The 12,383-nt window shown below is 62.8% G+C and carries 14 protein-coding genes; 9 read left to right on the plus strand and 5 right to left on the minus strand.

Going from position 1 to position 12,383, the window contains the following annotated elements:
• Positions 1-1,839: acetyl/propionyl/methylcrotonyl-CoA carboxylase subunit alpha (locus EN932_RS16365; RefSeq protein ID WP_164890504.1), on the plus strand; the 1,839-nt coding region annotated here is incomplete at its 5' end.
• Between the two features lie 91 nt (positions 1,840-1,930).
• On the opposite strand, the gene EN932_RS16370 is transcribed toward EN932_RS16365, so the two are convergent.
• Complete coding sequence (locus EN932_RS16370) at positions 1,931-3,052, minus strand: ABC transporter substrate-binding protein (RefSeq protein WP_013532613.1); 1,122 nt, start codon at positions 3,050-3,052, stop codon at positions 1,931-1,933.
• Positions 3,053-3,445: 393 nt separating this feature from the next.
• On the minus strand, positions 3,446-3,712 hold the full coding sequence (locus tag EN932_RS16375; RefSeq protein WP_013532614.1) for a sel1 repeat family protein: 267 nt from the start codon (positions 3,710-3,712) through the stop codon (positions 3,446-3,448).
• Positions 3,713-4,158: 446 nt separating this feature from the next.
• Between EN932_RS16375 and EN932_RS16380 the strand changes: the two genes are divergently transcribed.
• The 5 genes from EN932_RS16380 to EN932_RS16395 all read left to right on the plus strand — a co-directional run bounded on the left by EN932_RS16380 (position 4,159) and on the right by EN932_RS16395 (position 7,815).
• Complete coding sequence (locus tag EN932_RS16380) at positions 4,159-4,500, plus strand: DUF2147 domain-containing protein (protein ID WP_013532615.1); 342 nt, start codon at positions 4,159-4,161, stop codon at positions 4,498-4,500.
• Between the two features lie 224 nt (positions 4,501-4,724).
• Positions 4,725-4,883: a hypothetical protein gene (locus EN932_RS37985; protein WP_023812838.1), complete on the plus strand. Its 159-nt coding sequence runs from the start codon at positions 4,725-4,727 to the stop codon at positions 4,881-4,883.
• Between the two features lie 39 nt (positions 4,884-4,922).
• Positions 4,923-5,117 (plus strand): hypothetical protein, encoded by a 195-nt coding sequence (locus EN932_RS16385; protein WP_027162961.1) that lies wholly within the window; start codon positions 4,923-4,925, stop codon positions 5,115-5,117.
• 116 nt (positions 5,118-5,233) lie between these two features.
• Positions 5,234-6,697 (plus strand): AMP nucleosidase, encoded by a 1,464-nt coding sequence (locus tag EN932_RS16390; RefSeq protein ID WP_245459357.1) that lies wholly within the window; start codon positions 5,234-5,236, stop codon positions 6,695-6,697.
• Positions 6,698-6,768: 71 nt separating this feature from the next.
• On the plus strand, positions 6,769-7,815 hold the full coding sequence (locus EN932_RS16395; protein ID WP_128368916.1) for an endonuclease/exonuclease/phosphatase family protein: 1,047 nt from the start codon (positions 6,769-6,771) through the stop codon (positions 7,813-7,815).
• A gap of 4 nt (positions 7,816-7,819) precedes the next feature.
• Here EN932_RS16395 and EN932_RS16400 read toward each other — a convergent pair whose 3' ends face one another.
• The 3 genes from EN932_RS16400 to EN932_RS37990 all read right to left on the minus strand — a co-directional run bounded on the left by EN932_RS16400 (position 7,820) and on the right by EN932_RS37990 (position 10,438).
• Entirely contained in the window at positions 7,820-8,419 is a 600-nt protein-coding gene (locus EN932_RS16400; protein ID WP_127369304.1) for a DUF922 domain-containing protein, read from the minus strand.
• A 129-nt stretch (positions 8,420-8,548) separates the two neighbouring features.
• Complete coding sequence (locus EN932_RS16405; protein WP_127369303.1) at positions 8,549-10,228, minus strand: electron transfer flavoprotein-ubiquinone oxidoreductase; 1,680 nt, start codon at positions 10,226-10,228, stop codon at positions 8,549-8,551.
• Positions 10,229-10,291: 63 nt separating this feature from the next.
• Entirely contained in the window at positions 10,292-10,438 is a 147-nt protein-coding gene (locus EN932_RS37990; RefSeq protein ID WP_156949323.1) for a hypothetical protein, read from the minus strand.
• A gap of 10 nt (positions 10,439-10,448) precedes the next feature.
• Between EN932_RS37990 and EN932_RS16410 the strand changes: the two genes are divergently transcribed.
• From EN932_RS16410 to EN932_RS16420, 3 genes are all read left to right on the plus strand, one after another.
• Positions 10,449-11,093 carry a hypothetical protein gene (locus EN932_RS16410; protein ID WP_013532621.1) on the plus strand — a complete coding sequence of 215 codons (645 nt, stop codon included), beginning with the start codon at positions 10,449-10,451 and terminating at the stop codon, positions 11,091-11,093.
• A gap of 198 nt (positions 11,094-11,291) precedes the next feature.
• Positions 11,292-12,167, plus strand: a complete 876-nt coding sequence (locus EN932_RS16415; protein ID WP_128368917.1) for a uracil-DNA glycosylase — start codon at positions 11,292-11,294, stop codon at positions 12,165-12,167.
• Positions 12,168-12,221: 54 nt separating this feature from the next.
• Positions 12,222-12,383: helix-turn-helix transcriptional regulator (locus EN932_RS16420; protein WP_164756606.1), on the plus strand; the 162-nt coding region annotated here is incomplete at its 3' end.

A 12,383-nucleotide genomic window follows, 5' to 3' on the forward strand; every position in this document is an offset into this window, starting at 1 on the left:
GTGCATATCGGCGCCTCGCCCGTCGGCGAAAGCTATCTGCGCGGCGACAAGATCATCGCGGCGGCCCTGGCAACGGGTGCGCAAGCCATTCATCCCGGCTACGGCTTCCTGTCGGAAAATCCCGATTTCGTCGACCAGGTGACAGCGGCGGGGCTTATTTTCATCGGCCCATCCGCGGCCTCTATCCGTGCCATGGGGCTGAAGGACGCCGCCAAGCGGCTGATGGACAAGGCCGGCGTGCCGGTCGTGCCGGGCTATCATGGCGAGGCGCAGGAGATCGTGCTGCTTGCCTCCAAGGCGCGCGAGATCGGCTATCCAGTGCTGATCAAGGCGCGCGCCGGCGGCGGCGGCAAAGGCATGCGCCGGGTCGAGCATCCCGATGAGTTTTCCGAGGCGTTGTCCAGCGCACGGCGCGAGGCGAAAGCCGCGTTCGGCGACGACCGTGTGCTGGTCGAAAAATATGTCGACAAGCCGCGCCATATCGAAGTGCAGGTCTTCGGCGACAATTTGGGCAATGTCGTGCATCTCTACGAGCGCGACTGCTCGGCGCAGCGCCGCCACCAGAAGGTGATCGAGGAATCGCCGGCGCCCGGCATGACGCCCGCTTTGCGCAAGGCGATGACGGAGGCGGCGGTGAAGGCCGCCAAGGCGATCAATTATTCAGGCGCCGGTACCATCGAGTTCATCGTCGATGCCTCGCAGGGCCTGAAGGCCGACCGCTTCTGGTTCATGGAGATGAACACCCGTCTGCAGGTCGAGCACCCGGTCACCGAAATGGTCACCGGCACCGACCTGGTCGAGTGGCAGTTGCGGGTCGCGTCAGGCGAAAAGCTGCCCAAGACGCAAAGCGAGATCGCGCTCGTCGGCCATGCCTTCGAGGCGCGCATCTATGCCGAGGACGCGGCAAAAGGGTTCCTGCCGGCGACCGGTACGCTGCATCATCTGAAATTTCCGGATGCGGCCCCGCAAGGCGCCACGATGCGCATCGAGACTGGCGTGCGAGCGGGTGACGCCATCTCGCCCTATTACGACCCGATGATTGCCAAGCTGGTCGTCCACGCAACGGACAGGCAGGCGGCTCTCGAAGCTCTCGGTGCAGTGCTGTCGCGAACCGAGGTCGCCGGCTCGACCGTCAACACCGCCTTTCTTGCCGCTCTCGCCGCCGATCCGGATTTCGCCGCAGGCGATGTCGACACCAGCCTGATCGCCAGGCACCAGACGGCGCTGATCGAGGTCGCGCCGCCGACTGGCGAAACCATCGCTGCCGCGGCCGTTGCGGCCTCCGGCGCCGGAGCATCGCCGTCACCCAACGATCCGTGGTCGTCGCTTGCCGGTTATGCGCATTTCCACAGCGTGGCGCGACGCACACGTTTGAAGTTTGGCGAAGACGAAATCGTGGCGAAAGTTTCGGTGCGGTATGACGGGCGGTTCCAGGTGACGCTGGACAAGCCCTATGACGACACCAATTCGCATGATTTTCGCTCAACACCACGCCTCGCCCGCTGGCCAGGCCACATCACCGTGTTTGAAGGCGCCGTCGGCTACACCTTTACGGTGCCGGACCCGCTGGCACGGGCCGACGAGGCAGCGGCGGGTTCAGGCAGCCTGCGCGCGCCGATGCCGGGACTGGTCAAGCTGGTACGCGTGGGAAAGGGCGATGCCGTGATCAAGGGCCAACCGCTGCTGATCCTGGAGGCGATGAAGATGGAACATACCATCGCCGCGCCGCATGACGGCGTGATCGCCGAGATTGCCACCGAGGGCGCGCAGGTGACCGACGGGACAGTGCTGGTGCGATTCTTCGAGGAACAAGCCGCTTCGGCCGCTGTAGCCAGCTGACGGTTCGAAAGGCAGACTACAGGGCAAACAAGAAAATGGCCGGGGACGACCCCGGCCATTTCCCTATGCTATTCAGTCGCCGGGCCGGCGATTACTGCGCGATCGGCGCATATTTTCCGTCATGCCACTGGTTGATGTCGTAGCTGGCATTCTTGAGATCGCCCTTCTCGTCGAAGGTGACATTACCGACAACGGTGCTGATCGGCGTGCCGTTCTTCAGCGCCTCGGCAACCTTGGCCGGATCGTCGCTGCCGGCACGCTTGATGCCTTCGGCGAATGCCTGGATGGTGGCGTATGAGAACAGCGTGAAGCCCTCCGGCACGAAACCGCCGGCCTTGATCTTCTCGACGGCTGCCTTGGCTTCCGGCTTTGCCTGCGGATCCGACGGGAAGACGAACATGGTGCCCTCGCCGGCCGGGCCAGCGACCTGCCAGAATTCCGGCGAGGCGATGGAGTCCGGCATGATCAGCTGGAACTTCAGGTTCTGTTCCGCCGACTGACGCAGGATCAGGCCAGCTTCAGGATGGTAGCCGCCGAAATAGACGACGTCGGCTTTCAAGTCCTTGAGCTTGGTGACGAGAGCCGAATAGTCCTTCTCGCCAGCGTTGATGCCGTCATAATAGACCTCCTTGAGGCCGCCGGCATTCATCGTTGCCCTGACGGCGTCAGCCACGCCCTGTCCGTAGGCGCTCTTGTCGTGCAGGACGACGACATTCTTGCCGGCGAACTTCTTGGCGATCCATGGGCCGATGAAGGCGCCCTGCGCATCGTCGCGCGTATAAAGCCGCATGATCGTCGGCCAGCCGGCCTTGGCGGCCGCGTCGGTCAGCACCGGGTTGGAAGAAGCCGGGCTCATCATCAGCGCGCCGGCTTCGGCATAGACGGCCGAGGCCGGAATGCTCGAACCCGAGCAGGCATGGCCGTCGATGAACTTGACGCCATCGGCGACGACGCGGTTGGCAACCGACACCGCCTGCTTGGGATCGCACTGGTCGTCTTCGATATCAAGCTTGATCATCGAGCCGTTGACGCCGCCAGCGGCATTGATCGCATCGGCAGCGGCCTGTGCGCCCTGCTTGAACTGATCGCCGATGGTGGCGAGCTGTCCGGTCATCGGGCCAATCACCGCAAAGGTGATATCGTCGGCGAATGCGACCGGCGTGCTCATCATCAGGCCGAATATGGCCGCGTTCAAAATACTCAATTTTTTCATGATGGTAGAACTCCTCCACTCACGCGCGGCCGCCCCGGCCACGCTTCTTCCAGAGAGGCGGGACAATTTCATCCTTCATTCGGCCTGTCTAGGCGCATTGGCGCCGCTCGATTGGGCCTGCAAGACGTCATCCACGCAAAAAGCCACGCCAGCCTTGTTCCGGCTGGTCGTGGCTTTTTTGCCCGTCGAGCAATCTCCAGGCGCCCCCGCCCCTAAAAATCCCGCTCAGCTTCCCTGTGTCGCGCACGACTGGGCCTTGCGGCCTGCCGCGTTCTTTCGCTTGCCCTCGTGACCGTCTTGCGCGGCCTTCAATTTCGCCGGGTCCGGCCGTCTGTGCGGCCTTGATCCCGGAGCTTCCCTGTCTTCGATAGGCTTGTCTGCGATTGGCAGATTTCAGTGCATGGTCATCCATTCGCGGGCTTCGCGAAGCGCCGTGGCGATCTCGACCTTCGACATGGCCGCCGACAGTTCCGAGCGCAGTTCCGCGGCGCGGGCCGAGCCCTTGATGGCGGCGATGTTGAACCATTTGTGGGCGGCAACGACATCGGTCTCGCAATCGCGTCCGGTCGCATACATCATGCCCAGTTCGAAAAGGATGTCGGCCTGGGCAGTTGCCCCCATGGCGCCGAAACCTGCTTCAAGCATTTCAAAACGTGCCATTTCAATCCCCTGTTTCCGGCCCCTGTCAGGCTCCCGAGAGCTGCCTTCTTTCGTCCTTGGCGGCTGCTCTTCCGATGCTTTCGAGAATGCCGTGCAGGCTTGAATCCGTCGTTAAATGGCGTGCTTAATTTGAGGAAAACAAAGCTAAAACAAGAGGTAAACGCGGAAATTCGTTAAGGATACAAAGCCAGCAATTCAGCCTGCTTGCGTCAAATTTGACGAAAATTTCCCGATGCCAATTCAAGACTTCGCTAACCACAGGAGACAAAGGCGATGCGCCGATCGTTTCATTTCCTTGGCCAGGAGGCGCATTCGGGGCCCTTCAAAATCCGAAAGTCTTCCGTTGCGGCACCGCTTTTGTTTTGCCGGGAGCTGGATTAGCTTACGTTTGCGTAAGCGGCAGACCGAGGCGGAGCATCCGGCCGGACATCTAAAGGGAGGAAGACATGTTTCGAAGAGTGAGCCTGGCCCTTGCGGCCACATTGATCATGGCCGGTGCGGCCTGGGCCGATCCGATCGAGGGCAATTGGAAGACGCAGGCCGGCGACACCGCAGCCATCGCTGGCGGCGGCTCGTTTTCCATCACGCTCAAGTCCGGCAAATATGCCGGCAAGACCATCGGCTCCCTCAAGGCGACGGGCGACAACAAATATGCCGGCAACATCACCGATCCGGCAAACGACAAGACCTATTCGGGCAAGGCGACATTGTCGGGCACCTCTCTCAAGATGAGCGGCTGCGTGCTCGGCGGGCTGATCTGCAAGAGCCAGACCTGGCACAAGCTCTGATCGAGCGCATCTTTCCGACCTGATGACGGGGCCCCGACGGGCCCCGTTTTCGTTTTGTCGACACATCCTGCGCCGGTGATGCTCGATGGAGGCCGGCGGCTATCCAACCGACGCCAGCGCCATCGAAACCCCGTCAATCATCTTGAACCGCAGATGAACGCCGCCATCAGAGCCGGTTCAGTTGCATCAGGGCATTCTCCGGCGTGTTGAAGGAGACCGACCCAATGCTTGCTCGCCGCTTCACCATCGTCTGCCTGCTGGTGAGCCTGTTTGGAATGTTCTTCGCCATCCTCGTCGCTGAAGCGGGCCGTCCGGCCCGCGCCTGGGACGAAGCCAGTTCCAGAACCTGCCGCCTCGCCTGCCCCACCCATCTTCGCAACTGAACAAAGAAACCAAGACCTCGAAAAGAAAAGCTGAACGCCATGAACCGCATCGCCGCCAACGCTCTCAAGACCCTTCGGCTTCTGCCGCGGGCGGCGCTTATCCTGACGGTTCTGGCCGCTCCGGTCCTGGCCGTGCCGATGATGCGCGCCGACACCGGCTCGACGATCGACGCACCGGCCCTGAAGAAGTCCGGCGTCGGCTTTGTGCTTCTGGTCAGCCTGCAGCGCGGTTGAAGAAAAACGGCGCTTTGACCGCCTTCGGTCGCGACACCCCTCCCAAGTGCCGATCCAAGTCTCTATATTGAGCCATGGAAAAGCGAATCTACCCACAAGCCATCGAATCTGTCGTCATGCCGGAGCCTTTTGGCCGGCAAAGCTTTGATAGCGCTGAAAAGGCCGTCAAGGCACTGCAGGCGCTTTACGATCGCAACACCAAGTTCCTGCGCGACTCCTTCGCAGAATTGGCGGCAGCAGGCGGTGATAATGGCAAGCGCTACCGGGCCTTCTATCCGGAGATCGGCGTCACCACCAACTCATTCACCCAGATCGACTCGCGCCAGGCCTATGGGCATATGCCGACGCCTGGGCATTTTTCCACCACCATCACCCAGCCGGGCCTGTTCGAAAGCTACCTCGTCGAGCAGTTGCGCCTGATCATGCGCAATCATGGGGTTGCGGTCACGGTGTCGGAATCGACCACACCCATCCCGCTGCATTTCGCCTTCCTTGAAGGCACCCATGTCGACGGCGCGACGGCAGAGCGCATCAAGCGGCCGATCCGCGACCTGTTCGACGTGCCCGATCTCGACGGCACCGACGACCAGATCGCCAACGGCACCTTCGAAGTCGCCTTCGGCGAGCCGAGGCCTCTGGCGCCCTTCACGGCGCAGCGCATCGACTATTCGCTGCACCGGCTGTCGCACTATACGGCAACCACGCCGCAGCATTTCCAGAACTTCGTGCTGTTCACCAACTATCAGTTCTACATCGACGAATTCGTCGCCCGCGCCCGCGACCTGATGGCCAATGGCGGCGGCGGATACACGGAGTTCGTCGAGCCGGGCAATGTCATCACCAAGGGCGGGCAGAGCGCGCCCAGCGAAGGCGTTGCACCGCCGCGCCTGCCGCAGATGCCGGCCTATCACCTGAAGAAATCGGGACATGGCGGCATCACCATGGTCAATATCGGCGTCGGGCCTTCCAACGCCAAGACCATCACCGACCATATTGCGGTGCTGAGGCCGCATGCCTGGGTGATGCTCGGTCACTGCGCCGGCTTGCGCAACACCCAGGCGCTGGGCGACTATGTGCTGGCGCATGCCTATGTGCGCGAGGACCACGTGCTGGACGACGATCTTCCGGTCTGGGTGCCGATCCCGCCGCTGGCCGAGATCCAGGTGGCGTTGCAGGAAGCCGTCGCCGAAGTCACCGGCCTTTCGGGCTACGACCTGAAGCGCATCATGCGCACCGGCACCGTCGCCACCATCGACAATCGCAACTGGGAGCTGCGCGACCAGCGTGGGCCGGTACAGCGTCTGTCGCAATCTCGCGCCATCGCACTCGACATGGAATCGGCGACCATCGCCGCCAATGGCTTCCGCTTCCGTGTTCCCTACGGCACGCTGCTGTGCGTTTCGGACAAACCGCTGCATGGCGAGTTGAAGCTGCCCGGCATGGCGACCGAATTCTACAAGCGCCAGGTGGCGCAGCACCTGACCATCGGCATCAGGGCTATGGAGAAGCTCGCGGAAATGCCGATGGAGCGGTTGCATTCGCGCAAGCTCAGAAGTTTTTCGGAAACGGCGTTCCAGTAGGCCGATTCCACGCATCGCATGGGCATTTCGTCATCTTGATTGAGCCGCATTTCTGCCGATAAGCAGGCGGCATGGAGAGAGCGGGCTTCGGGACATTGCTGATTTCGGTTGCATTCCTGGCAATGCTGGCCTGTTCGATCGCGCTGGTGGCCGGGTTTTTCGGAACGCTGCATCCCGCCTTCGATTCCTTCTCGCATTTCCGCGTCCATCTTGCCGTGCTGATGGCGCTTTGCGCACTGCCGCTGCTGGCCACGACATTTCGACTGCAAGCGGCCGTGGCACTGCTTTTTGCCGTGGCGGCCTTCGCCACCACTTCCGGCTCGCTGTCCTTCTCCCGCCTGTGGCCGGTTCAGGCCGCCTATGAAGCCAAGAACGAAGACCGCGCGATCTACAAGCTGCTGCAGATGAACCTGCGCTACGACAATCCAACGCCGAAGAAGGTGCTGTCGCTGATCGGCCGGACCAATCCCGACGTGATCACCCTCGACGAGGTGTCGGCGATGTGGGCGACCGAGCTTGGCTATATCAGCAGCGCATATCCATACCGGATCCTCTGTCCTTACCCTAACAAGATATTCGGCGTCGCGCTGCTCTCGCGGCGGCCCTTTGCCGCCGGCACCGAGGCGCGTTGCGAAAGGCGTGGTGCCATGGCGACAGCGACCGTCGACTTCGGCGGCATCGACGTCGATGTCGCCGCGATCCATCTCAGCTGGCCCTGGCCACGCGAGCAGTACTGGCAGATCGGCGAGTTGACGGAGCCGCTTTCCGCGCTCGGCGAGACGGCCATCATGGCGGGCGACTGCAATGCCGCCCCATGGAGTGCCGCCGTGCGGCGGGTCGCGGCGCTTGGCGGGCTGACCGTCATGCCTTCCGCCGGCCCGACCTGGATCCACATCAGGCTGCCGGATTTCCTGCGGCGCTTCGCCGGCCTGCCGATCGACCAGGTTTTCAGCAAGGGCGGCGTGACGATCCATTCGGCGACACGGCTGGAAGACACCGGCTCGGGTCACCTTCCGGTCATGGTGGAGTTCTCGCTCAGGCTGAATCAGCAAAAGCCGCTCGATGAACATGAAACCGCGACCGCGGCCATTGTCCAGGCCGGCAAGACGCCAGGCTGAAGGATCAGGGCCTGACCAAAGCGATGACGAGATGCTGGACATGGCCGCCGTCGCGATGCTCGCGCGCATCGAAAGCGAGCTGCTTGGCCTCATATGCGGCATTGGTGGCCTTGATGCGTCGCTGTGCCTCGCGACGTGTCTTGTAGCAGGACGGGTCGTCGGCAATCCTGAGGCCGGAGATGGATCTTTCCGTGGCCCGCATCATCTCCCTGGCGATGCGGCCATGGGTTTCCTCATGGGCGCGGACGCCGGCGAAGAACCGCGTCCAGCGCTTCCGGAGCGTCGGGGTGGTGGCCGAGGCGACACGCGGAAATGTGTAGAAGAGATTGAGCGTGCCGTTGGCACGCCGCAAGCGGCAGACGCCATTGTCCTGGCTGGTGTCAAGGTCCCAATCCACTGCGTAGCCGGTCAGCGCGATGGCATGCGTCATGAAGCCGTGCTTCGGCCCTTTGCGGTCCATAGCCTGGACTAGCGCCAGCCCCGTGTTCCCGGTGATGTCGTAGGTCCGCGTCTTGACCACCACCCTGGTGCCGGCCGAGGCCGCCGAAGCCAAGCCGAACAGCGCACCGATCGCCACAAGGCATGCCAGAACCGCCAGGCGCATTGGCCATCTCCTTATCGTCAAGGAATGGAACCATAAGCGCGCGGCAGTTTCAACAGTTCTAATGTTCCACATGCCACGGGAGACCCCGAGCCATCGTCGGGACCTTTGCACGCTGCGGCCGGCGCGGGCCTACATGCCCTGATAGACCGGGCCTTCTCCGCCTTGCGGCGGCACCCAGTTGATGTTCTGGTTCGGGTCCTTGATGTCGCATGTCTTGCAGTGGACGCAGTTCTGCGCGTTGATGACGAAGCGCACATCCTTGGCCGTGGGATCGGCGGCGGCGTTGCCGTCCCTGTCGACCCACTCGTAAACCCCGGCCGGACAATAGCGCGTCGAGGGGCCCGCAAAGACATCGTGCTCGGAACGCTTCTGCAGCTCCATGTCGCCGACAAGCAGGTGGACCGGCTCGTTTTCCTCGTGATTGGTGTTGGACAGGAACACCGAGGACAGCCTGTCGAAAGTCAGCACGCCATCGGGCTTCGGATAGGCGATCTTCTTGTGCCGGGCGGCAGGCTCGAGCGTTGCATAGTCGGCCTTGCCATGCTTCAGCGTGCCGAAGGGCGAGACACCGAACAGCGTGTTCAGCCACATGTCGAGGCCGCCAAGGCCGACACCGACGATGGTGCCGAAGCGCGACCACAGCGGCTTGACGTTGCGCACCTTCTTCAGATCCTTGCCGATGTCGGTCGCGCGCCAGGCTTCCTCGTAGGAAGCGAGTTCGTCGTTGGCGCGCCCGGCGCCGATCGCCTCGGCGACATGCTCGGCCGCCAGCATGCCGGACAGCACCGCATTGTGCGAACCCTTGATGCGCGGCACGTTGACGAAGCCCGCGGCACAGCCCATCAGCGCACCGCCGGGGAAGGACAATTTCGGCACCGACTGCCAGCCACCCTCGGTGATGGCGCGCGCGCCATAGCCCAGCCGCTTGCCGCCTTCGAACGTAGCCGCGATCGCCGGATGGGTCTTGAAGCGCTGGAATTCCTCGAACGGCGACAGCCAGGGATTCTTGTAATTGAGATGAAGGACGAAGCCGACCGCCACCTGATTATCTTCGAGATGGTAGAGGAACGAGCCGCCGCCGGTCTTCAAGTCAAGCGGCCAGCCGAAGGAATGCTGGACCAGCCCCGGCCGGTGGTTCTCCGGCTTGACCTGCCAGAGTTCCTTCAGGCCGATGCCGTATTTGCCCGGTTCGCGGCCATCGGAAAGCTTGTATCTGGCGATCAGCTGCTTGGCGAGCGAGCCGCGAGCGCCCTCCCCGATCAGCACATATTTGCCCATCAGCGCCATGCCGGGTGCGAAACCCGGGCCGTGCGTTCCGTCCTTCTCGACGCCCATGTCGCCGGTGACGACGCCGGTGACGGCGCCTTGCTCATTGTAGAGCAGGCCGGCAGCGGCAAAGCCCGGATAGATCTCGACGCCGAGCGCTTCGGCCTTGGTCGCCAGCCAGCGGCAGACATTGCCCAGCGAAACGATGTAGTTGCCGTGATTGTTCATCAGCGGCGGCATGAAAATGTTGGGCAGACGGAACGAGCCGGCAGGACCAAGGACCAGGAAATGGTCCGCGGTGACCGGCGTCTTGAAGGGATGGCCGTCCTCGTCGCGCCAGCCCGGCAAGAGCCGGTCGATGCCGATCGGATCGACGACGGCGCCGGAGAGAATATGGGCGCCGACCTCACCGCCCTTCTCCAGGACGACGACCGAAAGCTCGGGATTGACCTGCTTGAGGCGGATGGCGGCGGCGAGGCCCGCCGGCCCGGCACCGACGATAACCACGTCGAATTCCATGCTTTCGCGTTCGATGTCGCTCATCAACCCCTCCGCACTGGCTTATCCCATTCGGGTATCTTGCTGGCTCCCGCGCTGCATAGCGCATCAATTGACGACAGGAAACCGGCGCATACGTGACAATGCCGTTTTGGCCAAAAAGTCGCGCATTGCGAGGCTGGAAGACTGCTTTTCGCCCGCCATTGCCTGCGAGGCGCGCGTTTTTAATTGTTCGACGGCTTGCTTATCGGCCATACTTCACGCCATGCGCTTTCCTGGGCCAGCCGGCTTTTCATCGACGCGCTTTCTTTTCCCGCCCGGCCGGATCCGCCGGGCGCTCCTTTTGGCCCTTCTGATGCTGGCGCCGCATCACGCTGCCGCCGACGAAGTGAAGGTCTGGGCGGCGGGCGCCTACTCCTTCTCCGACGAGCTTGGCGGCTTCCACATCACCGGCGCCTCGGGCATCGGCACGAAGGACGATCCGTTCGTCATCACCGAAGAGCTGACTTCGTCAACGCCGGTGACGCTGACGATCCGCACGACAAAGCCGATCCAGGCCTTCGGCAAGGCCGGCGAATTCGCCAACGGCATGATGTATATGCGCATCGAGGTGCTCAACAACAGCGGCCAGGCCTGGGTCGAATTCCAGTTCGAATTGCAGGAGATCCTGAACCAGCCGAGCGTGTTCGGCGACGGGCTTTCCTTCGACCAGCGCAACAAGACGCCGGACAATATCCGGTCGAGCAATTTCGCCGATTTCGATCGCGATTTCGAACCCTATGACCGGCTGCTGTTCAGGAATGGCAAGGTCGACCCGCTGAAAACCGCCAGCTTCGAATTCCTGATGACCGACTACACGCCCAGATGGACCTTCTACCTGGTGCAGGATCCGCGCATACCAACGGGCTGACACGATAGGAATTTTTTCTTGACCCGGTGAGCTCAGCTATGGTACATTTTTGCCTATGGTGCTGAGTTGCGCCAGTGACCCGCCGCACAGGCGGGTTTTTCGTTTGATGCTCCGTCAGCCAACGCGCCGGCGAGAGGCTGCGAAGGAACCCAAGCTGCCAGCCTTGCAAATTGCCGCCACGCGGACGAATGTGAATCGATGACTGCCGCTTCCCCAACCAACAGACCTGATATCGCCGACCTGCTGGCGTTTTACGCCAGCGTGGGCGTCGACGAGGCGCTCGAAGAGCAGCCGGTGAACCGGTTCGCCGAGGTTGCGCCAAAGCCGACGGAACGCGCGCCGATTGCAGCGCCTTCGGGTGGCACCGCCGCACCGCTGCGCTCGACGACCCGCGGCGAAGCCGGGGACAGAGCAAATGCACCACCCGTCGCGCGGTCGCCGTCTGCGACGACTGCGGTTCCCGACGAAGCGCAGGCGGCACTTGCCCGCCAATTGGCGACCACAGCAACGACGCTGGACGAGCTTCGCCAGCATATGGCGGCGTTCGAGGGCTGCAATCTCAAGGCCACCGCCAAGAACCTGGTGTTTGCCGACGGCAACCCGGAAGCCGCCGTCATGCTGGTCGGCGAGGCGCCCGGCCGCGACGAGGACATCGAGGGCCTGCCCTTCGTCGGCCGCTCGGGCCGGCTGCTCGACCGCATGCTGGTCGCGATCGGGCTCGACCGCACTTCAGCCTATATCGCCAATGTCATTCCCTGGCGGCCGCCGGGCAATCGCACGCCGACGCCGCACGAAACCGAGATCTGCCGGCCGTTCATCGAACGGCAGATCGAGCTGGTCAATCCCAAGGTGCTGATCAATCTTGGCGGCCCGTCGGCCAAGACCTTGCTCAACACCTCGGAAGGCATATTGCGGCTGCGCGGCAATTGGCGCGTTCACACGACGGCATCCGGCATCGCCATCCCGGCCATGCCGACGCTGCATCCGGCCTATCTCCTGCGAACCCCGTCGCACAAGAAGCTGGCGTGGCGGGATTTCCTCGAAGTGAAGGCAAAGCTGCGAGGGCTCACCTAGCGATAACCTCGCAGGTAATTGAAATGCCGTCCTCACCAGCCTAACCATTCACTCATGACAACAGCCCAAACCTCCGCCGGCAGCCTCATTCGCGAATGGCGCACGCGCCGGCGCATGTCGCAGCTCGACCTCGCCATGGAGGCCGAAATCTCGCAGCGGCATCTGAGCTTCGTCGAAAGCGGCCGCGCCGCGCCCTCGCGCGACATGGTGCTGCAT

Origin of the sequence: Mesorhizobium sp. M7A.F.Ca.US.002.01.1.1, assembly GCF_004022955.1 — a bacterium.
Taxonomy (GTDB): Bacteria; Pseudomonadota; Alphaproteobacteria; order Rhizobiales; family Rhizobiaceae; genus Mesorhizobium; species Mesorhizobium ciceri.